The organism is Acinetobacter sp. Swhac1 (genome assembly GCF_013390985.1).
Taxonomy (GTDB): domain Bacteria; phylum Pseudomonadota; class Gammaproteobacteria; order Pseudomonadales; family Moraxellaceae; genus Acinetobacter; species Acinetobacter towneri.
On the sequence record NZ_JACASN010000011.1, the window covers coordinates 80,723 to 103,549 of the forward strand.

Annotated in this window: 23 protein-coding genes and 1 pseudogene; 10 read left to right on the forward strand and 14 right to left on the reverse strand. The window is 40.9% G+C overall.

The window, feature by feature from the left end:
- Positions 1-2: 2 nt before the first annotated feature.
- The gene (locus HX743_RS07735) at positions 3-881 is read left to right on the forward strand and encodes a viperin family antiviral radical SAM protein (RefSeq protein WP_178318901.1); all 879 of its coding nucleotides are present in this window, start codon (positions 3-5) and stop codon (positions 879-881) included.
- Here HX743_RS07735 and HX743_RS07740 read toward each other — a convergent pair.
- Genes HX743_RS07740 through pyrE form a run of 3 tightly spaced genes read right to left on the reverse strand, consistent with a single transcriptional unit; the run spans position 856 to position 2,303 of the window.
- The gene (locus tag HX743_RS07740) at positions 856-1,176 is read right to left on the reverse strand and encodes a hypothetical protein (RefSeq protein WP_236094185.1); all 321 of its coding nucleotides are present in this window, start codon (positions 1,174-1,176) and stop codon (positions 856-858) included. The genes HX743_RS07735 and HX743_RS07740 overlap by 26 nt on opposite strands.
- Positions 1,145-1,597 carry a hypothetical protein gene (locus HX743_RS07745; protein WP_178318902.1) on the reverse strand — a complete coding sequence of 151 codons (453 nt, stop codon included), beginning with the start codon at positions 1,595-1,597 and terminating at the stop codon, positions 1,145-1,147. The genes HX743_RS07740 and HX743_RS07745 overlap by 32 nt, the downstream gene beginning before the upstream one ends.
- 55 nt (positions 1,598-1,652) lie before the next feature.
- The gene (pyrE, locus tag HX743_RS07750) at positions 1,653-2,303 is read right to left on the reverse strand and encodes an orotate phosphoribosyltransferase (RefSeq protein WP_096901637.1); all 651 of its coding nucleotides are present in this window, start codon (positions 2,301-2,303) and stop codon (positions 1,653-1,655) included.
- 39 nt (positions 2,304-2,342) lie between these two features.
- On the opposite strand from pyrE, the gene HX743_RS07755 reads away from it, so the two are divergent.
- The gene (locus HX743_RS07755; RefSeq protein WP_096901635.1) at positions 2,343-3,161 is read left to right on the forward strand and encodes an exodeoxyribonuclease III; all 819 of its coding nucleotides are present in this window, start codon (positions 2,343-2,345) and stop codon (positions 3,159-3,161) included.
- Positions 3,162-4,014: 853 nt separating this feature from the next.
- A complete protein-coding gene (locus HX743_RS07760; protein WP_026438350.1) occupies positions 4,015-4,362 on the forward strand; it encodes a Spx/MgsR family RNA polymerase-binding regulatory protein in 348 nt (115 codons plus the stop codon).
- Between the two features lie 95 nt (positions 4,363-4,457).
- Here the strand turns inward: HX743_RS07760 and HX743_RS07765 are convergent, their stop codons facing one another.
- Positions 4,458-4,895 carry a DUF2147 domain-containing protein gene (locus HX743_RS07765; protein ID WP_004974208.1) on the reverse strand — a complete coding sequence of 146 codons (438 nt, stop codon included), beginning with the start codon at positions 4,893-4,895 and terminating at the stop codon, positions 4,458-4,460.
- Between the two features lie 154 nt (positions 4,896-5,049).
- On the opposite strand from HX743_RS07765, the gene HX743_RS07770 reads away from it, so the two are divergent.
- The gene (locus HX743_RS07770) at positions 5,050-5,961 is read left to right on the forward strand and encodes an alpha/beta hydrolase (protein ID WP_178318903.1); all 912 of its coding nucleotides are present in this window, start codon (positions 5,050-5,052) and stop codon (positions 5,959-5,961) included.
- 106 nt (positions 5,962-6,067) lie between these two features.
- Here the strand turns inward: HX743_RS07770 and HX743_RS07775 are convergent.
- The 6 genes and pseudogenes from HX743_RS07775 to HX743_RS07800 form a co-directional block, all read right to left on the reverse strand.
- A pseudogene (locus HX743_RS07775) lies at positions 6,068-6,549 on the reverse strand (FMN-dependent NADH-azoreductase).
- A gap of 166 nt (positions 6,550-6,715) precedes the next feature.
- The gene (locus HX743_RS07780; protein WP_178318904.1) at positions 6,716-7,396 is read right to left on the reverse strand and encodes a glutathione S-transferase family protein; all 681 of its coding nucleotides are present in this window, start codon (positions 7,394-7,396) and stop codon (positions 6,716-6,718) included.
- Positions 7,393-9,225 carry a protein-disulfide reductase DsbD gene (dsbD, locus tag HX743_RS07785; RefSeq protein ID WP_178318911.1) on the reverse strand — a complete coding sequence of 611 codons (1,833 nt, stop codon included), beginning with the start codon at positions 9,223-9,225 and terminating at the stop codon, positions 7,393-7,395. Before dsbD ends, HX743_RS07780 begins: the two co-directional genes overlap by 4 nt.
- 172 nt (positions 9,226-9,397) lie before the next feature.
- A complete protein-coding gene (locus HX743_RS07790) occupies positions 9,398-10,168 on the reverse strand; it encodes a transporter (protein ID WP_178318905.1) in 771 nt (256 codons plus the stop codon).
- Positions 10,169-10,184: 16 nt separating this feature from the next.
- Positions 10,185-10,727, reverse strand: a complete 543-nt coding sequence (locus tag HX743_RS07795; protein WP_004974192.1) for an ankyrin repeat domain-containing protein — start codon at positions 10,725-10,727, stop codon at positions 10,185-10,187.
- Positions 10,728-10,891: 164 nt separating this feature from the next.
- Positions 10,892-11,257, reverse strand: a complete 366-nt coding sequence (locus tag HX743_RS07800; protein WP_004974190.1) for an HPF/RaiA family ribosome-associated protein — start codon at positions 11,255-11,257, stop codon at positions 10,892-10,894.
- A gap of 296 nt (positions 11,258-11,553) precedes the next feature.
- On the opposite strand from HX743_RS07800, the gene HX743_RS07805 reads away from it, so the two are divergent.
- From HX743_RS07805 to HX743_RS07825, 5 genes are all read left to right on the forward strand, one after another.
- Entirely contained in the window at positions 11,554-11,727 is a 174-nt protein-coding gene (locus HX743_RS07805; protein WP_168417680.1) for a hypothetical protein, read from the forward strand.
- Between the two features lie 67 nt (positions 11,728-11,794).
- A complete protein-coding gene (locus HX743_RS07810; protein WP_136144365.1) occupies positions 11,795-12,526 on the forward strand; it encodes an outer membrane protein OmpK in 732 nt (243 codons plus the stop codon).
- A 172-nt stretch (positions 12,527-12,698) separates the two neighbouring features.
- The gene (locus HX743_RS07815) at positions 12,699-13,481 is read left to right on the forward strand and encodes a sulfite exporter TauE/SafE family protein (protein ID WP_178318906.1); all 783 of its coding nucleotides are present in this window, start codon (positions 12,699-12,701) and stop codon (positions 13,479-13,481) included.
- A 176-nt stretch (positions 13,482-13,657) separates the two neighbouring features.
- Positions 13,658-15,073, forward strand: a complete 1,416-nt coding sequence (locus HX743_RS07820) for a DASS family sodium-coupled anion symporter (RefSeq protein ID WP_104852733.1) — start codon at positions 13,658-13,660, stop codon at positions 15,071-15,073.
- A 137-nt stretch (positions 15,074-15,210) separates the two neighbouring features.
- A complete protein-coding gene (locus tag HX743_RS07825) occupies positions 15,211-15,912 on the forward strand; it encodes a phospholipase D family protein (protein WP_004974184.1) in 702 nt (233 codons plus the stop codon).
- 76 nt (positions 15,913-15,988) lie between these two features.
- Here HX743_RS07825 and parE read toward each other — a convergent pair whose 3' ends face one another.
- Together parE and HX743_RS07835 are read right to left on the reverse strand one after the other, a co-directional pair.
- Positions 15,989-17,869, reverse strand: a complete 1,881-nt coding sequence (gene parE / locus HX743_RS07830) for a DNA topoisomerase IV subunit B (protein WP_004974183.1) — start codon at positions 17,867-17,869, stop codon at positions 15,989-15,991.
- A gap of 14 nt (positions 17,870-17,883) precedes the next feature.
- The gene (locus tag HX743_RS07835; RefSeq protein WP_178318912.1) at positions 17,884-18,468 is read right to left on the reverse strand and encodes a YqiA/YcfP family alpha/beta fold hydrolase; all 585 of its coding nucleotides are present in this window, start codon (positions 18,466-18,468) and stop codon (positions 17,884-17,886) included.
- A gap of 308 nt (positions 18,469-18,776) precedes the next feature.
- Here HX743_RS07835 and HX743_RS07840 point away from each other — a divergent pair, with 308 nt between their 5' ends.
- Entirely contained in the window at positions 18,777-20,108 is a 1,332-nt protein-coding gene (locus tag HX743_RS07840) for an alpha/beta fold hydrolase (RefSeq protein WP_178318907.1), read from the forward strand.
- Positions 20,109-20,246: 138 nt separating this feature from the next.
- On the opposite strand, the gene HX743_RS07845 is transcribed toward HX743_RS07840, so the two are convergent.
- Together HX743_RS07845 and gshA are read right to left on the reverse strand one after the other, a co-directional pair.
- The gene (locus tag HX743_RS07845; protein ID WP_004974176.1) at positions 20,247-20,780 is read right to left on the reverse strand and encodes a disulfide bond formation protein B; all 534 of its coding nucleotides are present in this window, start codon (positions 20,778-20,780) and stop codon (positions 20,247-20,249) included.
- Positions 20,781-20,798: 18 nt separating this feature from the next.
- Positions 20,799-22,376, reverse strand: a complete 1,578-nt coding sequence (gene gshA, locus HX743_RS07850) for a glutamate--cysteine ligase (RefSeq protein ID WP_178318908.1) — start codon at positions 22,374-22,376, stop codon at positions 20,799-20,801.
- Positions 22,377-22,827: the final 451 nt, after the last annotated feature.

A 22,827-nucleotide genomic window follows, 5' to 3' on the forward strand; every position in this document is an offset into this window, starting at 1 on the left:
AAATGCCAAAATTAACTAAAGAACTCGTAGTAAACTGGCATATTACAGAAGCATGCAACTACAAGTGTGATTATTGCTTCGCAAAATGGGATAGCGATAGTAAAGAGGTTTTGCACTCTCAAATAAAAATTGAAACTCTAATTGAGCAAATTGAAAACATTAGACATATATTAAACAAATCAAGTCAAACCGTTTATTTTGATCAATTACGTCTCAATTTAGTCGGAGGCGAGACTTTTCTTTATATGAAACAATTGAAAAATATTATCAATTTATCAAAAAAGTATAATTTCAGGCTTTCCGCGATTACTAATGGCAGTCTATTCAATGAAATTGATATGAAGTTTATTGCTCAGAATTTTTCGTCATTAGGTATTAGTGTAGATTCTATAAATGAATACACCAATTTAGCTATTGGACGTACATCTAAGCAAAATACCTTTAATCCGTCTCAAGTTTTAACAGCTATCAATAAAATTAAAAAGTATAACCCTATGATAGAAATAAAAATTAATACTGTCGTCAATAAGCTCAACGCATCTGAGGATTTAAGCTACTTTATTTCTCAAATCCAACCTAATAAATGGAAAATTTTTAAACTTTTACCTGTTTATTCAAATAAATTAGATATCACAGAGCAAGAGTTTGATCAATTTATTGAAAAACACTCAAGCTTCAAGTCTATTATCAGTTCAGAGAATAATAATGACATGACTGAATCATATTTAATGATTGATCCACTAGGACGTTTTTTTCAAAATGGTTACACGAGTGGGTATAAATATAGTTCTCCATTATGGCAAGTTTCAGCAGAAACTGCATTAAAGCAAATAAAATTTGATTCTCAAAAATTTGTCAATCGTTATAAAAAAATCTTTTAATTAAAAAATTAGAAGAAGCTCTTAAACTCCATAAGAGTTTTTTTTCATCCCAAGAACTCTCTTGTTCTAATAACTTAAATTCCATAAATACAATATATTTTTTAAACTCATCAATTGTTTCCTGACTGATACTCTGATTCCTCATGCGATGTCTAGCTTTTTGTACTCTTTTGTAAAAACTTTCCCCTCGATTTTTCACATCAAATTCAGAACAAAATTCTCTTAAATTACCTTTATAACATTGCTCTAGAAGAGTATTAAATTTATCGGTAACCTCTGTACTGCTGCCTACCACTTCGGCATTCCCCCTGTGATCGATTCATATAATATTGTGTAGATTTCACCACTTTGTCATAATCAATTTGAATAAGCTTATTTATCACACATTCACAATACTGTTCTGTTTCTAACAAGCTTAAATTGGATGTTTGGAATACTCTAGCCTCACATGCTTTTTCAAATTTTTGAATATTTTTATCCGTCCATGAATTGTTATCTACCAAACTTTTATATCCCATAAAAGCTACTGGCAACCCTATTAATGTAGCCCAAATCCAATTTTTATACTTATGCTGTTTTTCTGTACCATAAAACATTAAATGAGATTGACAACCGCCACATTGGTAAAGACCTGTTTTTCGAGAGTCGATGATTAACCTGTTATCACGTCCACATTTCGGGCAACGTATATACGCATACTTTTCTAATTCAGACATAATAAAAATAAAAAAAGGGTGATAAAACACCCTATTTTATATAAGAAATAATGATTTAGATACCATACTTCACACGGTACGCTTCCATTTTCGCCAAGGCATCTTTTTCACCTTTAGCATCCAAATAATTCATTAAATCTTTCATGGTAATTAAAGCATGCACAGGAATTTCCAACTCTTTTTGCACTTCCTGAATAGCAGACAAATCGCCCTGACCTTTTTCTTGACGGTCTAAAGCCACCAATACGCCCGCAATTTGTGCGCCTGCATTTTTCAAAATAGTCACCACTTCACGAATAGCCGTACCCGCAGTAATCACATCATCAATAATCCAAACTTTTTTGCCCTCAACCGCAGCACCCACCAACACACCGCCTTCGCCATGATCTTTGGCTTCTTTACGGTTAAACCCCCACGGCACACTTACGCCATGATTTTGCGATAAAGCCACTGCTGTAGCTGCCACAAATGGAATACCTTTATAGGCAGGCCCGAATATAACATCTACATTTTTGCATTGCATGAGTTGATCTGCATAGCCCGAAGCCAATAGCGATAAAGCTTCGCCATCATTCAACAAACCTGCGTTAAAAAAATAAGGACTCACACGACCCGATTTTAAAGTAAACTCACCAAATTTAAGCACACCACGTGATAAGGCGAGTTCGATAAAAGCTTGCGGGTTAAATTGAGCTGGCGATGTCATGAGGTGCTCCAAATTAATACATTGAGGTAAGACCTGAGCATGATACCAAAGAGTAGCTATCCGAGTGATCAAAAAATTCTTCGAGTGGTTTCAATTAACGTCAATGGGTTGCGTTCATCGGTAAGCAAAGGCTTACTCGAATGGTTGGAAAAGTCTGAAGCAGACGTGATTTGCATGCAGGAAAGCCGCATCACACACGCCCAATGGACCGATAAATTTAAGCCAGAAGGCTGGCACACGCATCTTTTCCCTGCAGAACGCGCAGGCTACGCAGGGACAGCTATTTATAGCCGTTTGCCGTTTGTTTCTGTGCAAAATGGTTTAGGCTTTGAATTGGCCGATTCTCAGGGTCGCTTTATCAGTGCTGAATTTGATGTAGGACTGGATCACCCAATTTACATCTGTTCACTGTATTTGCCTTCTGGCTCTTCAGGTGAAGAAGCCCAAATGCGGAAAGATCACTTTTTAGAAGAGTATCAAAAAATTCTAAAACAGTGGCGTGAAGACAATAAATCGATCATTGTCTGTGGCGATTACAACATTGTGCATAAGCGCATTGATATTAAAAACTGGTCAGGTAACCAAAAGTCTTCAGGTTGCTTACCGCATGAACGTGCATGGTTAGATCATATTTATAATGACTTGGGCTATGTCGATACCTTCCGTGAAGTACGCCATGAAGCAGAGTTGTATTCTTGGTGGTCAAATCGCGGGCAAGCCCGTGCCAAGAACGTTGGTTGGCGGATTGATTATCATGCCTGTTCACCCGACTGGAAAGCACGCACTGTCAATGCTTGGGTGTATAAAGAAGAATGGTTTAGTGACCATGCTCCCGTGATTATTGATTATAAGATTTAGGGTCTATTGACATTTCATAAATGGTTTGCGCTGTAGGCTAAAACTGAGCAGATCAGGCATGAAACGCAGGGAATAGTGGGTCTATTGCCAAGTTTCATAACGCAATCTGAGAAAGTTTTAGCCACAGCCTGAGCAAAAACAAGCACTGCTTTGTTTGCAGCGCAAGGCGCAGCGAAGGACGAGCATATTTTTTTGCTGCTATTGCGTTATGTGCCAGTCATTTAGAATGGCTAAATTTCCTGTCCCATGCCTTATATCAGCTAAAAATATGCGTCGTCGCAAACATAGACGAATTGTCAATAGTCCCTTATTCACACAAATTTCACAGCCTACACGAGTGAACAGTTGTTCACTCAACTGAGGTTCAATTCGCACATAATCTGTCGACTTTGTGTATTTATCTTCAAGTCGATTCAGCGCATTATTGCATCACGGCAAAGGGACAGTCAGGATGACACAAAAGGATTGGAAGCCGAAGGATGGAAAATAAACTAACTGGTTTTGGTTAGTTTCAAGGATGTAACAATGGACGTTAAAATGAGACCCGCATAATCAGGATGATTAAATGCGGGTTTTCTCTTTTTATCATCTTATTTTCTGTTTTGCGCTGTTACTGTTGTTCTTCACTGTATTTTTTATTTTCACTAGAGTCTGTTCTTATCAAGTTTTTCATTTTTTTCTGTTTATGCGTCCCATTTTAGAGCGATCAAGTGTCAATTTGGTGACATCGGTATGACGTATTGATGACACATACCATTTAAACAGCCAATCATTGTTCACTGCAAGTTTCTAGCACTTAGCGCTGTTTTGGGCTAGGCTATAGCCAGTTTGATGATATTAACGTGAAAAAAATATGTTAAAAATTTATGGGATTAAGAACTGCAATTCAATGAAAAAAGCCTTCGATTTACTCAATGAATTGGGGCTAAGTTATGAGTTTCACGATTATAAAAAACAAGGGATCGATGCCGACACTGTCAAAAGTTGGTTAGATGCGCTTGGGCAAGATGTAGTACTGAATAAAAAAGGCACCACTTGGCGCAAACTCAGCGAAGCAGAACAGCAAGCTGCTTTGGCCAGTGAAGCCAACTTAATTGAAGCACTTTGCACTCACACCAGTTTAATTAAACGTCCTGTCTTAAAAACTGAATCAGGCTTTATTGCGGGTTTTGATGAAGCGGCTTATCGTGCTTTGGGTTAAGTTCAAAAAATGCCAATAAAAAACCTGCTCACAAGGAGCAGGTTTTTTTATATCCTGTGCAATATCATTTCAATTGCAGAGGATGGAATACATGCTTAGTTTGCACGAATCCATGTTTGGTTACGACCCAATGCCGCTACACCAATGAAACCACGCAATTCAAGTTTCTTACCACCATCGGCAAGTTTACCTTTTAGCTTGTAGGTTTTACCTGTTTGCGGGTCAAGAATTGAACCACCATCGTAGCTCGTGCCACCTGTGTTTTTCAGACCGCGAACAATGGTCAAACCTTTGAGTGATTTGTTGTGATACGGACCTTCACATTTTGTACAGGCATTTTCTTCACCAGGCGTTAAAATTGACTGAATGCTTGCGGTTAAAGTTCCATTTTTTTGCTCAGTAAATCTTACCGTGGCTTTGGGTTGTTTGGTTTTGTCGTCAATTGTTTTCCAAACTGTGCCGTTAAGCGGATCTGCAGCATTGGCCAAAGCGCTTAAACCTAACAGCCCGAATGCAAGTGCAATTTTTTTCATTGTTTTGTTTCCCTAGTCTACTATCAGACAACTTTATTATTAAAAAGTCACAACAAATTTGCAATTTTTGAATGTGACCGTTTAGTGTACCCTTGTAAAGTATGTTGGTAAATACACAAATATCCGATCAAATAAAGAACAAGATGGAAAAATCATGAAGATTAACCCCATGTGGAAACAAATTATTACAGAGCAGTTTTTAAAAACCACCATTCGCAAACCAAGCCAATTTAATTTACCCCCCAATTCTGTACGTTTTGCACTAGAACAAATGTGCCGTTTATTTCCCATGCAAAAGTCGGTGCAGGTACGCGCGCTGCGTTTAGCAGGTCTGCATGCCGAAGAATTAAAACCACAGAATGCTGCAACACAGCTCATTTTTCATATTCATGGCGGGGCTTTTTTTCTGGGTTCGTTAAATACCCATCGAGCATTTTTGAGTCAAGTTGCGGCACGCACCCAAATGCAAGTGATTCATGTCGATTATCCGCTTGCACCTGAGCATCCTTTTCCACATGCTTTGGAAGCCGTGTTTGATGTCTATCAAAGTCTGTTGGCGCAAGGTATACACGCCAAAGATATTATTTTGTCAGGAGATTCTTGCGGTGCAAATTTAGCGTTGGCGCTAGCTTTAAAAATACGTGATGAGCAATTGCCGCAAGTGAGTGGCTTAATGCTGCTGTCACCATTTTTAGATTTAACCCTCACCAGTGAATCCTTGCGTTATAACAGCAAGCATGATGCCCTGCTGTCAATTGAAACGCTGGAAACAGGCATTGATTATTATGTACCACCTGAACTTGATCGGGCAGACCCGCAAATTTCGCCATTATTTGACGACTTACATGAATTGCCACCCGTTTTAGTACAAATTGGTTCTAAAGAAATTTTGCTGGACGATGCAACACGCTTTAAAGAAAAAGCCGAACAGGCAGGCGTAGAAGTGCATTACAAACTCTACACGGGTATGTGGCACAATTTTCAAATGTTTTCACCGTGGTTTGAAGAAGCCAAACGTGCATTCGCAGATTTGGCAGAGTTTGCACATCGACAAGATCAAAGTTAAGTTCAACCATATAAGTCTTTGCTCACCTACCCTTTTAGCCGATCCATCTATTTTAAAAAAGCTCAGTACCCTTAAAGCACTGAGCTTTTTTTATTGAAATAGTGGGTTAAATCGCCTGATTTTTTTGCATTGCATTGGCAAGGGCTTGGTCTTTAAATTCCGACATGCTCACCCCTTCAGCGCGAATAATTTCTACATCATTCACCCGGTAAAGTTGAAAATGGTTTTCAGGAAATCTTCCTGAAGGTCGGCAAGGTTGTTATCAACAATACCCACCGCCACGCTAATGCGGTCAATCCATGCTTTTAAGGTTAAAGTCAAACCAAAGTTATACATGGCTGCACCCACCACCACGACATCGGCATCAATATATTGCTGGATGATTTTTTAACTTAAAGTCGCTTGTTCTGCATCCTGCCCCATTAAAATTTCGGTAGTTAAATGCGGAATTGACTGTTGTACTAAATCTAAATAACCGATCTGCGCATTGCTATTTTTTGCAGTCAATTGTTGCACAATCGCTTGGCTTCACTGACGTGAAACTGAGTTTTTACCCAAAATACCCGAGTCGATGTGTAAAATTTTCATGGGGATGTTCCACTCTTGTATTCATTTAATAACGCTATTTTAATCGTGCAGCGTAAATAAAATAATTAGAAAAACTAAGACACTATGTTTTATTTTTGGAACAAAAAAGACCACTTTACCGCACAAAAACTTCCGCAGTATTTTTCCTAATCCTGCTTTTTCCAAGTCATTTTGCTTGGTTTTGATAAGGCTCTAAATAATTAACCCACATCGGTTCTTGTAAAGCTGCCTGCACCCAAGCCTGCATGGCTGGATGTTGCATGACCCGCTGCATATAGTGTTGGCTTTCTGCACTCACAGGCAAAGCATAGCTCATAAAACGTGTCACTACAGGAGCATAAAACGCATCGGCAATACTAAATTCACCACACAAGAAACTATCTGCTGCAGGACGTGCCGACCAAATGTGTTCAATGCGTGCCACATCCAGTCTTAAAGCCGAATTTTCTCGCCAAAATTTTGCACCCACTTCTGCTAAATTGGCGCGAATATTCATGCCACATAAACTGCGTAAATCGGTAAAACCGCTGTGCATTTCTGCGCTAATGCTACGCGCCCAAGCTCGTTGCTGTGCGTCACGTGGCCAAAGTGCCTGTTCAGGATATTGCTCTGCCAAGTATTCGCAAATGGCGAGAGAATCCCAAACCAATCTACCCCGATCTAATAAGGCAGGCACTTTACCATTGGGGTTAATTTCTAGGACACGTTTTTTAAAATCACCCTCGCCACGTTCACATGGAAAGTTCAGTTGTATTTCTTCAAAGGCTAACTCAAATGCCTTTAGTACCAACCACGGGCGCATCGACCAGCTCGAATAATTTTTATTGGCAATATACAGCTGCATCATGGCGATGACTCCTGTGTGGTTTGAAGTTGCTGCAGTTGATTTAACAAGGTGCTTTCGTTAAACGCACCCGTTAAACGCAGACTGCGAATTTCTTGTTGTTGTGCATCCAAAAATAAAAAGGTAGGTGGCCCTAAAATTTCCCATTTATTCAGCAAAGCTTGATGACTGGCATCGTAATGGCTTAAATCGAGTTTAATTAAATAAAATTCTGCAAGTGCCTGTTTTACAGTGGAAGATGTCAATACCTGCTGTTCAATCGGACGGCACGCCACACACCAATCGGCATAGACATCTATAATCATGCGCTGATTTTTCGGAGCTTGGGCAAGTAACTGTTTTAATTCTGTTGCAGTCGTTGCTCGGTGCCATTCTAAAACCGCATCGTTTTCCTGCTGCCAAAAACGCTGGCTGTGTTGATATTGGTTATAAATCAGATACGGCACCACCACCAATAACGCACTCAGATAAATCGCCCGCAGCGTACCATGATAGCCACTCAAACGATGCAGCACATAGCCGACAAAACCCACTCCAAGTGCCAAACTAAGCCATTGCATCCATGCTTCACCCAATAACGGACGAATAAAATACAATGCCAATGCCAACATAATAAAGGCAAACAGCACTTTGACTTGATGCATCCACAAACCTGCGCGTGGCAAAGCTTTTGCCCCAAGCACACTGGCCAACAATAACGGCGTACCCATGCCAAACCCGAGCGTAAATAGCAGCAACGCCCCCTGCATCTGACTTTGGGTTTGTGAAATAAACAATAACGCCCCTGCCAATGGCGCAGTCATGCATGGGCCGACCAAAAGTGCCGACAACATGCCCATGAGTGCAGCACCTGCCAAATTGCCGCCTTTTTGCATAGATTGCGCCTGATCTAGTCGATTGACCCAAGCACGTGGTAACTTGATCTCAAACAGTCCAAACAAATTTAAGGCAAACAACACAAACAGTAAACTAAAGGCAATTAAAGTAGCAGGTTGTTGTAACCAACGCTGAAAATTCAAACCTGCGGATGACGCAATTAAACCCAATATGGCATAAACCATTGCCATGCTACAGACAAAAACCAGAGTAATCGTCCACGCTTTGACACCTTTATGTTCACGCACCAACAAGGAGGTCAAAATGGGCAACATCGGCAAAGAACATGGAGTAAAGGCCAATAAAACCCCTAAACCAAAAAACAGTAGCAAGCCATAAGCAAATGAACTCTGTGCCAGTTTTTCTGACCACATTTGATCTTGTGCAGTGATGGGTTGCGCTGTCGCAACACTTGTTGAGGATGCTAGCGTGGAGTTGGCAGGTGTTGTCGAAAACACATTCTGGGTTGGGTTACTGTGTCCACCCCACAGATTTTTTTGTGCTGCGCTTTGATTGTCTAAAATCACCAAACCAGTGCTGTCTGTCTGAAATTCAATGCGCTGTGGTGGATAACAAAGTCGATCTTGCGCACAACCTTGCCAGCTCACTTGATAGCGCTGTGCAGCCTGCGTGGGAATTTTAAAACTGACTTGTTGATAATAAACCTGAGTATGTCCATAGTTTTCATCATAAACATCTTCTGCGGGAGGCAACTCTAAAGCCAGTATTTGCTGTCCATGCTCAACCTTAAATTGATGCTGATACAAATAATACTGTTCAGGCATGTTCCAGCGCAGTTCGGCTTGTTGGGGATTGACCGATTCAACGCTAAACTGAAAGGCTTGTTCGGGTGGGAGTAAAGGTGCTTCTGCGTGTAGGCTTAGCGAACACAATAAAAGTAGACTTGCGAGCAGACAAGATAAGCCCCTATTCATATAGCGAAAAATATCAGCCATTAGATCAACAGCAGCTTGCCAAAAGGTCTGAAATAAGGACTGCTTCATGTTCTGCTCGCCTCGGCATGAACTTTATTAGGATGAAAACGAATCTGCAGCAAGCTTAATACTTAATAACTTTGGCCTACTGCAGCATACAACGTATTTTAAAGCTTTAAATGGTTTCGATTGCTTAGAACAAAAACGCCATACCTAAACCTGCATGGTAACTTTTATCTGCACCGTCTAAATCTACACCGACACTGGCATCCAGTTGAGTGCGTTCATTCAGTGCGTAAATCACTCCCGAAATTAAGCCATATTCATTGTCCTGACTTTCAGCTTTGCGATAGACCAATTCTGAAAAACCTGACCATTGATCGCTTAAACGGTACTGAATATTGGGAATTGCTGTAACCGCCCAATCGCTATTTTGCACATCGTAACGCATGTTGATGCCTGTTTTTAACAGCTCGCTGTATTGATAGCTGACTGCCGTACCCAAGCTATAAATATCATCTTCTTCGCTAAAGCCATCATTGCCTGTGGCAATTAGCGCTTGCAACAACACGGCCATAGAAAGTTTGTCATCATTTAAGTCAATGGCTTGTTTTAAACCAATGCTGACATCACCCAAACCATCATCTTCAACCGATTGACCTGCAGTTTTGCTTTTGCTCCATGCAGGCCCTTGCCAGCCCAGCTGTAACTCTAAATCTTGCGCCAAACCTGTACGTAACAGCATGTCAGCATTAAGGCGAGTAGTTTTAACTTTTTCGCCCGAAGCATCGTTACTTTCTTGATAACTTGCACTTGGCAAAGCCTGTTCCCAAGCCAGTTTCCCTACAGGTGTAATACCCGTACTCACTCCTGCACCAGGACGATCAAACTCAAAATCTGCCGCGCTCACCTGCATGCTGATGCCTGCCGCCACGATTAACCCAACTGTTTTTAATGCTGACATATTTTTATCTCTGCTCTTAGGCCAATTCTTTGCTCATTTTTGCGCCATAACGACGCAACAATTCTAAAGTCTGCTGTTCTTCTAGCAAAGCATCCGACCACTGAATTTCATCAAAATCACAATCAAACAATAAATCACTAATTGAAGATAAAATCGTTAAACCATCTTCATCTTTGCTGTTCGGATCGACTTTTTCATCTAATAAACGCTGTACCGCAGGAACACATGCTGCAGAAGCCGCATCCCACAATGGGCCGTAAATTTCTTCGGCATCCCATAAATGCAAATTCACTTTGGCTTGAATCAAGGCCTCTAAAATATCTAAATGCACTTGCAAATCTTGCTGTTTTTGCTGCTCTGTGAGTGGCTGACCTGCTTCATATGCTTCGCAGACTTTTTCCCACCATTGAAATAAACCATCTGACCAGACTGAAATTACAGGGCCTTTTTCGGCATCCATAAAGTTAGGGTCTAAACCGTCTGCCAATAGGCGTTGCACTTGGGCAAGGTCTAATTCTTCTATTGCTTGCACCAAGACTTGTTGTTGCGCAGTTAACATGCAGAGAGCTCTCTTATTCAATGTTTAATTTAGAACTATTATGCCCAATAAAGCGACATTTGTATGAGATAAATGTCAGCAAATCGTGAATTTAGTGCATTGGCTGCATGCAAACACAAAAAAGCCCCGCAAAATTTGCGAGGCTCTTGGAATCTGTCTGATCCTTATTCGTCGTCGCCACCAACATCTGTATCTACAAATTCTGGGCGAGCACCACGAGGATTCTCATTTTTCTCAAACGCATGTTCTAGGCTGCGTTTTAAACGGTCAATCGCACCGTGAATGGCTGTATCAATATTATGACCACGATGATTCACAACCACTGGTTTTAAACCTGCTGGACGTGCTTCAATCATACAACGAATATCGTCATCACCGCCTTTTTCACCATTTTCATCACTAAAATGCACTGAAAAATGGGTAATACGCTCACTGTGGCGTTGGAATTCATTATTCAGTTCTTCACGAACGTAACTAATTAAGCGATCACTGTTTTGAATGTTTTTATCGGTACGGATTTCAATGTTCATGATTTCATCCTCTTGCGTTCGTTATTTCTGAATCTTGTTGTGCCAAAATCTTAAATACATACGTATTGGCTTGTTTATAATATGCTGTTTTTACAGCATAAAGTACATCTTCAACTGAGTTTGGAATCACTTCCTCCTACGTGAATGATGAACACTTTTAATTCTGCAGAACCGTGTCCCTATACCTTGAATATCGGGCCTATCTAAAAAATATGCAAGCAATATTTATAGAAAAGCAGCAAAAGAATAACCCTTTTAGGACAAGTTTTCGCTCAGATGTTCAATAAGCAACCAATTTGACTGTTCAAGCAGATGTGATTGGTTTTTCAACACAGAAACTTGATGCTTTTAAGGGGCTTAGCATGGCATGCAAAAAGCTAGACATTATTTTTACCATTGGTTTTAAATCCTGCAAAAAATGCAGCGCTTTTAGAATTGGCAAAAAATACCAAGAAATGACCTGTCAATAATCGAATTTTGCTTTATTTTTGCTTAAGAATCTGTATCCTTGAAACGCTTTTCTTGGGGTCTTATTTTATGAAATTTACACATATTGCTGCGCTATGCGCTCTCTCTACTGCTGCAACTTTTACGCAAGCTGCGCCAGTTTGGCAAGATTTTAGCATTACAGGTTTATATGGTGAGAATTATGCTCATCCTGTTGGCATGGTTGATGATTTAGAGCAAACCACTATTACTGCTGAATATGCTGCTGGATTGAAATACGGTGATTTTTTTGCCTTTGCTGACCGTACCAATAATGATCTAAGTGGCAACGAAACTTATTTTGAAGTTGCACCACGTTTAAGCTTGGGTGCTGTTTCAGGCCAAAAACTGGCAGTCGGCCCAATTAAAGACGTTTTGATTGCAACGACTTGGGAAGGTGGTGAAGGCTTTAACAACTACCTGTACGGTATTGGTTTTGCTTTAGACATCCCATATACCCAATATGCAAACATCAACTTCTATAAAGTAGAAAATGATGGCCAAGAAGATGATTATCAAATGACCATCACTTATGCTATTCCATTTAAACTTGGTTCAGAAGAGTTCTTGGCTGATGCTTTCCTAGACTGGTCTACGGCTGAAAAAAATAATCATGCAAGTGAATTGAACTGGACATCTCAGTACAAATGGAATGTGGGTAAACACATTTCACCTGATACCAAACTATACGTGGGTATTGAACATTCTGTTTGGAACAACAAATACGCCATTAAAGGTTTAGACGAACACAATGTTAGCGCATTAGTCAAATATCACTTCTAAGCCAGTTTCATCTCTATTCAAAAAAGCAAGACTTCGGTCTTGCTTTTTTATTGGTCGTTAAAATTTTTCTATTGATATTTGCGTATAAAATTAGCATGCGACTCATTTGTACTTTACTCAAAACTCCGCTACATTGAGTTAAATTTCAAATAAAAAGCACTGTGAAGCCCACATGCAAAAAACCGATTTCATTATTCTGCTGTTTTGTGCGATTGCTGCAATTTTGCATGGCATGAGCGGTTTTGGTTTTCCTATGCTCAGTACGGCTGCGGTGGCGATGTTATATCCACTCAGTACTGCGGTTGCTTTGGTTCTGATTCCCTGTTTGCTTCTCAATATCTACATGCTGCGGGGCGATGCCACACAATCTATATTCAGCAGTTTATATGGCTACTGCAAAAAATATTGGGGTTTAATCTTCAGTGCGCTGATTGGCAGCTATTTGGGCGTCAGTTTGCTGCTCATTCTGAACGAAGGTTATTTAAAATTGGCAATGGGCGTACTGATTTTATTGTACGTGGCCGATCAATTTCGACAACGTCCTTTGCAAATTTCTGCCTCACTCAAAAATATGCTGATTTTTGGTTTGCTGGCAGGTGTGATTGGTGGTGCGACCAATGCCATGGCACCATTTCTAATGATGTATTTGCTCAGCACCCAACACAGCAAAACTGATATTGTAGTGATTAGTAACTTAAATTTTATTATTTCTAAACTCATTCAATTGGCAGTTTTATTTCCAGTCATTCAACAGTTTAATCACATACAATTACAAGTTTTAGCCCTGATTTGCCTAATTTCTGTGGCAATGGTTTATGTGGGCAGTCAGATTCGTAAAAATATTTCTCAGGCTGTATTTAAGCAGATTGTATTTACTTTACTGGGTCTTATGGCTATTTACGCAATTGCTCAAGGATTATCCATCATTTTAAAACAGCCTGCATTGATGGTATAAATCATTAAAATGTACATAACAAATGGAAAATTATTTAGATTTTTTTTGGCTTAAATAAATTTTTAAACCTATAATTAAAGCTAGCTTAAAAGACAGTCTATTCAGACTGCTTCGGTCGTTTGCATCGACCAATCTTCCCTCTTTTCTTTTAATTCCTTTTGACGGAGTGAACTTCTATGGAAAATAACCATATAGAAGTGCCAGCCAGTATTAAGCGAAAAGAACTGATCAAGACTTGGGCCATTGTTATTCTTGCGACCCTGCTCTCTTTCGGTTTGTATAACGTCTTACCCTATGATGAAAACGCCAATAAGGGTCTAAGTCTGTTGCTTTTTATTGGTATTTTATGGCTCACCGAAGCGGTACACATTACCATTACAGCACTGTTAGTACCTGTGCTTGCTGTGGCTTTAGGTATGCCACTTGAAAATGCCAGCAAAGAACTTGTACCAATTTCAACCAAGCAAGCATTAGCAACTTTTGCAGACCCTGTCATTTTCTTATTCTTTGGTGGTTTTGCCTTAGCAACTGCGCTGCATATCCAAAAACTGGATCGTAAAATTGCGATGTGGATTATTTCCATGTCGGGCGGTCACTTGGGGATTTCGGTTTTATCTATTTTTGCGGTCACTGCTGCACTGTCAATGTGGATTTCCAACACCGCGACTGCAGCGATGATGTTACCACTGGCATTGGGCTTGTTGTCACACCTCGATGCCACTAAAGAACGTAAAACCTTCATTTTCATTTTATTGGGGATTGCCTACTCTGCCAGTTTAGGTGGTTTGGGTACTTTGGTCGGCTCTCCGCCAAACGCCATTGCAGCCAAAGCTTTAGACTATGACTTTGCTGACTGGATGAAAATTGGTCTACCAATGGTGCTGATTTTACTGCCAGCCATGTTGGTCAGCTTATATTTGGTATTGCGTCCAAATTTAAACCAGAAAATTCGTTTTGAAACTGAAGTCATTCCATGGACCAAAACCCGTGTTGCAACGATGATTTTATTCGCATGTACTGCAGTGGCATGGATTTTTGGTAAAAAACTTAGCGAAACCTTTGGTATTAGCCAACCCGATACATGGACTGCATTAGCTGCTGCATGTTTGGTGGTCATGCTCGGTACTGCAACGTGGAAGCAAGTATCTGACAATACCGATTGGGGCGTGTTATTACTGTTCGGTGGTGGTTTAACCTTAAGTGCGATCTTAAAAGATTCAGGCGCATCTTTGGTATTGGGTCAAACCCTTGCCAATACCTTTGGTGATACTTCGCCATTGGTAGTGATTTTTGCGGTGACCATCTTCATTATTTTCTTAACTGAATTTACCAGTAATACAGCGTCTGCTGCGTTATTGGTTCCTGTATTTGCTGCAATTGCAGACCAAATGGGTATTCCAAAAGAAATTTTAGTGGTGATTATTGGTATTGGTGCATCGTGTGCCTTTATGTTACCTGTGGCAACGCCACCAAATGCGATTGTATTTGGTACAGGTCAAATTAAACAAAGTGAAATGATGAGTGTGGGCATGGTGTTGAACGTCATGTGCGTATTTATTATTTCATTATTTGTATATTGGTTCTTTAGTTAAGGATCAATAAAAAATGGAGCACAAGATGCTCCATTTTTTTCGCCTCAATTTTAGAATATTTTTAATCATCAAATCATTACCTAAATAAATTCGCTATACTCAGGACATAATAATTTAGACACAATGAGGAGGGTTAAATGGCTAAGTTTTTAAATACGAGCGCGACCAATTTTTTCTTAGAAGAACTGATAAAAAATGCCAAAGAAAGGTTAATTTTAATTAGCCCATATTTACGTTTAAATGACCGTATTAAAGAGTTACTTGAAGATAAAGATCGACTCAAAATTGATATTCGAATCGTTTATGGAAAAAGTGATTTACATCCTGATGAAATAAAATGGATGCAAAAACTTGATTTTGTTCGGCTCAGTTTTTGTAAAAACTTACATGCTAAATGCTATCTCAATGAATCTGAATGTATTATTTCTAGTCTAAATCTTTATGAATTTAGCCAAATTAATAATAACGAAATGGGCATTTTGATTCGCAAATATGAAGATCAAGATGTCTTTAAAGATGCTTATGAAGAAGCACAACGTATTATTCGTATTAGTGATGAAGTTAGAATTAGTTTAGATGAAGTGAAAGCCGAACCAACCAATGAATCTGTTGAAGAAACCAATGACAATAATGTTGGTAAATTAACATCATCTAAACTTGCAGCAAAACATAAAATGAAAACCAATGAATTGTTGGCTCATTTTACCGAAAAAGGCTTATTAAATATCAATGATGCTGGAAAGCACATACTCACTCAACAAGGCAAAGACGTAGGTGCAGAATTTAAAACCAGTCAATATGGTGGATATTTTTTATGGCCTGAAAATATTGAATTATAAACACCAATCAAAATTACAATAAAAAGCATCCATTACTTTTTTGAAATAATGGATGCTTTTTCTAAATTAAATCAGCTTAAACCGCCAAATCGGCTAAATTACCTTTCTGCTCTAACCACACTTTACGGTCTGCAGAGCGTTTTTTGGCCAGCAATTTATCCAATAAACCCGCGGTAAAATGACTATCATCCAAATCGAGTTGCACCAAACGGCGTGTATTTGGGTCCATCGTGGTTTCACGTAACTGACTGGCATTCATCTCACCCAAACCTTTAAATCGGGTAATTTGCGGATTTTTGGTTTTGGCTTTTTTCAGCGTATTTTCTAGCTCATCTTCATCTAGCGCATAATGCACATCTTTACCGTCATCAATACGGAATAACGGCGGCATGGCGACGTATAAATGCCCATCTTCCACCAAACTTGGGAAATGTTTCACGAATAAAGCACACAGCAAAGTGGCAATGTGTAAACCATCTGAGTCGGCATCGGCCAAAATACAAACCTTACCGTAACGCAATTCAGATAAATCATCACTACCTGGGTCAACCCCAATCGCAATTGCAATATCGTGTACCTCCTGCGAACCCAAAACCTCGTCCGAAGACACTTCCCACGTATTTAAAATTTTTCCACGAATTGGCATGATCGCCTGAAAGTTTTTATCACGCGCTTGCTTAGCAGAACCACCTGCAGAGTCACCTTCTACAATAAACAGTTCCGATTCTTCACGGGTTTGTCCCACGCAGTCGGCTAATTTACCCGGCAAAGCTGGGCCTGAAACGATTTTTTTACGTTCTACTTTTTTCGCTGCTTTTAAACGACGACCTGCTTTGGAAATTGCCATTTCTGCCAATTGCATGGCAATGTCAGAATTTTGGTTCAACCACAAGGCAAAAGCATCTTTGGCGATATTCTGCATAATGCTTGCCGCTTCACGGCTCGATAAACGCTCTTTGGTCTGCCCTGAAAACTGCGGTTCTTGGAACTTTAACGATAAAATGTAGTTGACCCCATCCCAAACATCTTCGGCAGATAGCTTTAAATTACGCGGCAATAAATTGCGTAATTCACAGAATTCACGTAACGCATCGGTCACACCAGAACGTAGTCCATTGACATGCGTACCGCCTTGCGCAGTCGGAATCAAGTTGACATAACTTTCTTGAATTTGCTCGCCGCCTTCTACATTCCAGCAAATTGCAAACTCTGCACTGGCACGCTCTGCCTCACCTGTCGCCACAAAAGCAGGGGCAGGTACAATCTCACGATCTTCCAGCTCATCCATCAAATAGTCGACTAGACCATTTTCAAACTGCCAGACAATTTTTTCATCGTTAATTTCATCAATGTAATGAATTTCTAAACCTGCAGCTAGTACCGCTTTGGCTTTTAAATTGTGTTTTAAGGCTTTTAGCGCAAATTTAGGTGAATCGAAATATTTAGCTTCAGGCCAGAAATGTACCAACGTACCCGAAGCACGTTTTGGCGCTTTGCCTTCCAAGACTTCTAAAGGTGCAGCGGCTTCGCCCTGATCAAAAGCCATTTTATACAGGTTGCCCTGACGCTGTACGGTCACTTCAACCCGACTGGACAAGGCATTCACTACAGAAATACCGACCCCGTGCAAACCACCCGAAAATTGGTAGTTGTCGGTGCTGAACTTACCGCCTGCATGCAGCTTGGTCAGAATAATTTCAATCCCGCTTTGCCCGTATTCTGGGTGAATATCGACAGGCATACCACGGCCATTGTCTTCTACCGACAAAGAGCCATCTTTATAGACTTTTACGGTAATTTTATTGGCATGCCCTGCAAGTGCTTCATCCACCGCATTATCAATGACTTCTTGCGCCAAATGGTTTGGACGTGTGGTGTCGGTATACATGCCCGGACGACGACGTACTGGATCTAAACCAGATAAAACTTCAAGAGATTGAGCGGTATATTGAGACACGTTGTACTGTTTCCTTAAGCTAGGGAATCCGATAAAAATTGCAGTAACATCGGAATTTTGTCTGCAAAATCATCCATGGCATGATTGCCGTGCGCTTCAGTCATGATCATGGCCGAAGGTGAGGCAGCACTATAATAACGCTGCGCCTCACGATAATCCAAAACTTCATCGCCTTGTTGCAATAACACCAATATTTTGTCTGCATCTTGCGCAACTGGCAACGCAATGTCTGCTAAGTCATCCAATTGCGCTGCAGTTAAGCTCCAGTTCGGATGTACCACATAGGGCAGCACCTCGCCAAACAAGTCCTGAAACAATTGCCATGGTCGCATAGCAGGGTTAATCACAACAGCAGGCACATGATGCTGTGCGACCAGTTGTGTCGCATAAAAGCCGCCTAGACTGCTGCCCACCAATGCCACATTGGGCAAACGTTGAATCAATGCCGATACGTTTGCCAAAACCGCTAAAGGTGGAGCATTTAAATCGGGCAAATGCATCTGAATATCAGGGCGATGCTGCTGCACATAGGCATACAATAGCTGCCCTTTCATGGACAAAGGACTACTTTGAAAACCATGTAAATAAATTAAATTCATGCGTGACATTTCTAAGTAACACCATTCAATTTTTGGCTGATACAGCACTTATTTTGCGTTTTTAATTTAATTTTCATGGAAAAATGCAATTGTTAGACAAAAAGATGCGAACATCTTGGCATTCATCGGTATTTTACAAGTAGTTCAAGATGAACACGATAAAATAAAAGTATCGGGTTTGGTGACAATTCATCTAAAAATTTGCAGTTCTGTAAATTCATGAAATGCCAACAGACCCTTGAGTTTATACCGCGAACCCAAGTAAAAATAAAGCGTTCGGTATATGGGAACACAAGGGGCAACACAGTATGCCAAGTTTAACACCGCTGCATGAAACCTATTGTAGATGGGACCGTACACCTCCAAGTCAGGCCGATATCTTAGAAGGCTTGGCACAGTTGGTCAGCACGCGCCTGAATGCCGTGATGAGCGAAGTGATTCAAACCATTCAGCGTGAAGTTTTGCTCAGCGTATTTGGCATGAGCGAACAACGCTCGCAAAAGTTTCAAAAAACCGCGACTTTTCAAAAGCTGTATAAGTTTGCCTTTCACAGCTTACAACAATACGGCTATCACTTTGTTGCGCCAGGTTTACGTCAAATTATTGCGCAATTTCCCAACTTACATGACAAAGCACTCACACCAAGCCTGCATTTTTTAGTCGGTGTACTGAATGGCGTATTGGGAGATTATCTACTCGAACAGCAAAATCCGCTCGCCTTACCTATGGTGCTCTATGATCATTATGGCGAAGTCCAACAAGGCGATTTGTCTGGGCGTGTGGTGATTTTTGTGCACGGTTTATGCCGCAATCACCTCGATTGGACTACACACCAATTTGGTGGTTTTGGTGAAAAATTACTGGCACAACGTGACCATAACACCATGTTATATCTGAATTACAATACAGGGCGTCGCATTTCTGCCAATGGCCGCAGTCTTGCCAATACCTTAGATGATTTAATTCAGCGTCATCCTAAAATTACCAGTATTGATTTAATTGGGCACAGCATGGGTGGCTTGGTGTCGCGCAGTGCGCTGTTTTACGGTAAGCAAAATTTGCAGCACTGGATTCACTTGGTCGAAAATCTGGTCTGCTTGGGTTCACCACATCATGGGGCTGTTTTGGAGCGTTTTGGTTTCCATTTACAGGAAAAATTAGGTCGCTTTCCCATTGTGAAAATTGTCGGGCATCTGGTCAATATTCGCAGCAACGGCATTTTAGATTTGCGCTATGGCAGTGTGCGAGATGATGACTGGGAACATAATCAGGCACGAATTGGACAGGTCGATGACAACCGCAAACCTGCACCTTTGCCAACCCATATTAATGCTTATTTCGTGGCAGGCAGTATTGAGTTCGAGAAAAAGCAGAACCTGACCCGCAAAGTCATTGGCGATTATTTAGTCAGTATAAAAAGTGCTTTGGGGGAACATCCTAACCCACGTTTTCAATTAAAACTGCCTGAATCGCACAAAGCTGTGTTCTATGGTCTGAACCACTTTCAGTTGCAATATCATCCGAGTGTGGCAGAGCAATTGGTGAAATGGTTTTATCCTGCGCATGAAGAAGTACCAGAGCAGCAAATTCATGAATTTATTGGCGATTGGTCAAGTTTAGAAGGCATTGCGCTCACCTAACACAGTCCAAGCAGTTCAAAATACCCTACAACACGATGATTGGTAGATAGATTATCAACAGATACACAAAAAAAAATGCGCCATCGCAATTTTATGGATGACGCATTTTTATCAATTCAGTGAGCAAGTAGGCCGAATTTATTTTTTCTTCACTTTGCCAAATGTAGTCGATGCCACAAACGGATAGTTACGCAGCAATTGCCATAAACTGATGAGTGCCAACACGCTAAAGAACAGCAATGACCACACGGGTAAAGACTGCCCCAAGAACGTCCAATCAATCACAGCACATTCACCTGAACCCGACAGCACTTGTTGCAACACAGCTTTCATGGGTAAAGCATCTACCAAATAATCCAGTCCTGGGCCGCAGCTTGGCACTTGATCAGGCGGTAAGTTTTGCAGCCAAACATGACGTGCTGCCACACCCACCGACCATAAAATTCCAATACTGCCGAACAGCGCATAAATACGCTTAACCACGTTAGATTTAGGGTTATGCACAAAGGCAATCAGTGAAACCAAGCCCAATGCAATTAGGCCCACCCGCTGAAAAACGCACAGTGGACACGGCGCTAAACCTTGCACATGCTCCAAATACAATGCAAATGTCATCCCAATGACACTGGCTAAAAATAAAACACCACTTAGCAGACGATAACTCAATTGCATGTTTAAATCCCTGAACTGTTATCTATATTGTGCGACATAGTCTGCAAAACTCAGACCTTGTGCTTGTTCAAGTTGTTGTTGTTGCTGAATAGATTGCACTGCAATTTCATCAAAATATGTTTGTGTTTCAGGACGAATCGTATGTTGTTCATACGCATGTGCATGTTGCTGTGCCATATAACTGCCAAAGCCCCACGTACCACCATGACGAATAGTATCGGCAATCATGTGTGCCGACAGAGTTTCATCGACTTCATGCAAACGCACCATCATGCGTTCTAAAGCTTGAGAATACAGCTGCGTCGCATAACTTTGGTCGAGTAAAGCAGCCAAAGGTTGCATGGCGGTGACATACTGCTGTCCCCACGCTTCAATTGGGGTTTTAACATCGCCCTCTTGAATGTGCGCATTTGGCGCACGCCCACGATTGACCACTTCGGCCTGATTTTTTTCGATGATGCTTTGTTCCGCATCTAACAAGGCTGGGCTGTCTTGCAACAAACAATACAATGCTAAGACTTCCAAAAAGCCTGCGGTATGTTCATCTATCCCAATTGGGCTATACGGATTAACATCTACCGCGCGTAATTCGACATAACCAATACCACGATTGGCAAGTGCTTGAGATGGGGTTTCACCTTCTTGTGGTACTTGTTTTGGGCGCACCAAACTGTAGTACTCATTTTCGATTTGCAGCACATGGTCATTAATTTGAATTGGCTCACCCGTGGCATCATCTAAACCTAAGCGGCTAAATGGCAAGTACGGGGTTTTCACGGCTTTTTGCAAACCATCTAAATAACCTGTTAAGTCATTGTAATGAATACCAAGTTTTTTCTGCGCCGAGTTTTGATAGCCAAAGTTACCCATACGCAACGCAGTCGCATACGGTAAATACAACGTGCCTCTTAACAACGGCAACAAATGATGTTCACGCCCTGTCATAAAACACTGACAAACCGATGGACTCGCACCGACTAAAAACATCACCAATGGTGTTAAACGAATAAAGTTACGAATTAAACCTAAATAACGATGACTACGATAATCTTGCAAACTCAGTGCTTTGAGCTGCTCATCACTTTCATGTTGTTGCAAGGCGGCAAATAAATGTTCAGGGAAGGATAAATTATAATGCACCCCTGAAATGGTCTGCATACGGCGACCATAGCGCACACCTAAACCACGGCGATACAAGGTTTTAAAGCGCCCAATATTGGAGCTGCCATATTGCGCCAGTGGAATACCGTCATCGGTTTCATCAAGCATACATGGCATCGACAGCGGCCAAAGTTTTTCACCTTTGCCCAAGTGCTGATGCACCACGCTATGAATATCTCGCAAATAATCAAGCGCGTGTTGAATGCTGCTTTGCGGTGGAGTAATGAACTCCATCAACGCTTCGGAATAGTCCGTAGTAATATGCGGATGTGTGAGTGCCGAACCCAAGGCTTGAGGATGTGCTTGCTGCGACAAGAAGCCATCGCTTTGCATACGCAGACTTTCGCGTTCAATCCCGCGCAACATCCCTTGAAGCAACGCAGCGTCTACCCATGTTGGTAGAACATCTTGCGCATTTGGTTCGGGTTGACTCATTACACTCTCGCTTAATCCAATACACTACAAATACGACATAAACCACAGGCTGATTTTGGGTCGGTGGCAATTTTCTCTATCATGCAGATGATCTGAGATGAAATTGCTACCGTTCAAGTATAACTTGATTTGGCATCAGCACATGCGCTTGGGCTGTTTTTTCTAACAAAATGATGATTTTGGGGCATGCTGACATTTTATAAAGTGGTCAACGTCAATAAATTTTAATTTGGCAATTTTTTATCCACTGGAGCGTAAAACCTCGTGGTTCAGCACGAGGATATAAGCGACTGGAGTAAACCATATGAACGACACGAAATGTCGTTTTAAATACTTGTACTATAGTCACTATTAAGAAAAATACTGTTAAAATAATTGGATGAAGACACTCAAATTACGCATAAAAGACAAACATTGCAAGGTGCTAAATCAGTTAGCATCCGAAGTAAAT

Excerpts from the sequence above, each read along its gene's own strand:
- dsbD (WP_178318911.1), bottom strand. The coding sequence starts at position 9,225 with ATGGCTGATATTTTTCGCTATATGAATAGGGGCTTATCTTGTCTGCTC.
- HX743_RS07825 (WP_004974184.1), top strand. The coding sequence starts at position 15,211 with ATGGCTAAGTTTTTAAATACGAGCGCGACCAATTTTTTCTTAGAAGAA.
- HX743_RS07745 (WP_178318902.1), bottom strand. The coding sequence starts at position 1,597 with ATGTCTGAATTAGAAAAGTATGCGTATATACGTTGCCCGAAATGTGGA.
- HX743_RS07760 (WP_026438350.1), top strand. The coding sequence starts at position 4,015 with ATGTTAAAAATTTATGGGATTAAGAACTGCAATTCAATGAAAAAAGCC.
- HX743_RS07780 (WP_178318904.1), bottom strand. The coding sequence starts at position 7,396 with ATGATGCAGCTGTATATTGCCAATAAAAATTATTCGAGCTGGTCGATG.
- HX743_RS07815 (WP_178318906.1), top strand. The coding sequence starts at position 12,699 with ATGCAAAAAACCGATTTCATTATTCTGCTGTTTTGTGCGATTGCTGCA.
- pyrE (WP_096901637.1), bottom strand. The coding sequence starts at position 2,303 with ATGACATCGCCAGCTCAATTTAACCCGCAAGCTTTTATCGAACTCGCC.
- HX743_RS07845 (WP_004974176.1), bottom strand. The coding sequence starts at position 20,780 with ATGCAATTGAGTTATCGTCTGCTAAGTGGTGTTTTATTTTTAGCCAGT.
- HX743_RS07770 (WP_178318903.1), top strand. The coding sequence starts at position 5,050 with ATGAAGATTAACCCCATGTGGAAACAAATTATTACAGAGCAGTTTTTA.
- HX743_RS07820 (WP_104852733.1), top strand. The coding sequence starts at position 13,658 with ATGGAAAATAACCATATAGAAGTGCCAGCCAGTATTAAGCGAAAAGAA.
- HX743_RS07840 (WP_178318907.1), top strand. The coding sequence starts at position 18,777 with ATGCCAAGTTTAACACCGCTGCATGAAACCTATTGTAGATGGGACCGT.
- HX743_RS07790 (WP_178318905.1), bottom strand. The coding sequence starts at position 10,168 with ATGTCAGCATTAAAAACAGTTGGGTTAATCGTGGCGGCAGGCATCAGC.
- HX743_RS07755 (WP_096901635.1), top strand. The coding sequence starts at position 2,343 with ATGATACCAAAGAGTAGCTATCCGAGTGATCAAAAAATTCTTCGAGTG.
- HX743_RS07835 (WP_178318912.1), bottom strand. The coding sequence starts at position 18,468 with ATGAATTTAATTTATTTACATGGTTTTCAAAGTAGTCCTTTGTCCATG.
- HX743_RS07795 (WP_004974192.1), bottom strand. The coding sequence starts at position 10,727 with ATGTTAACTGCGCAACAACAAGTCTTGGTGCAAGCAATAGAAGAATTA.
- HX743_RS07735 (WP_178318901.1), top strand. The coding sequence starts at position 3 with ATGCCAAAATTAACTAAAGAACTCGTAGTAAACTGGCATATTACAGAA.
- HX743_RS07800 (WP_004974190.1), bottom strand. The coding sequence starts at position 11,257 with ATGAACATTGAAATCCGTACCGATAAAAACATTCAAAACAGTGATCGC.
- HX743_RS07810 (WP_136144365.1), top strand. The coding sequence starts at position 11,795 with ATGAAATTTACACATATTGCTGCGCTATGCGCTCTCTCTACTGCTGCA.
- HX743_RS07765 (WP_004974208.1), bottom strand. The coding sequence starts at position 4,895 with ATGAAAAAAATTGCACTTGCATTCGGGCTGTTAGGTTTAAGCGCTTTG.
- gshA (WP_178318908.1), bottom strand. The coding sequence starts at position 22,376 with ATGAGTCAACCCGAACCAAATGCGCAAGATGTTCTACCAACATGGGTA.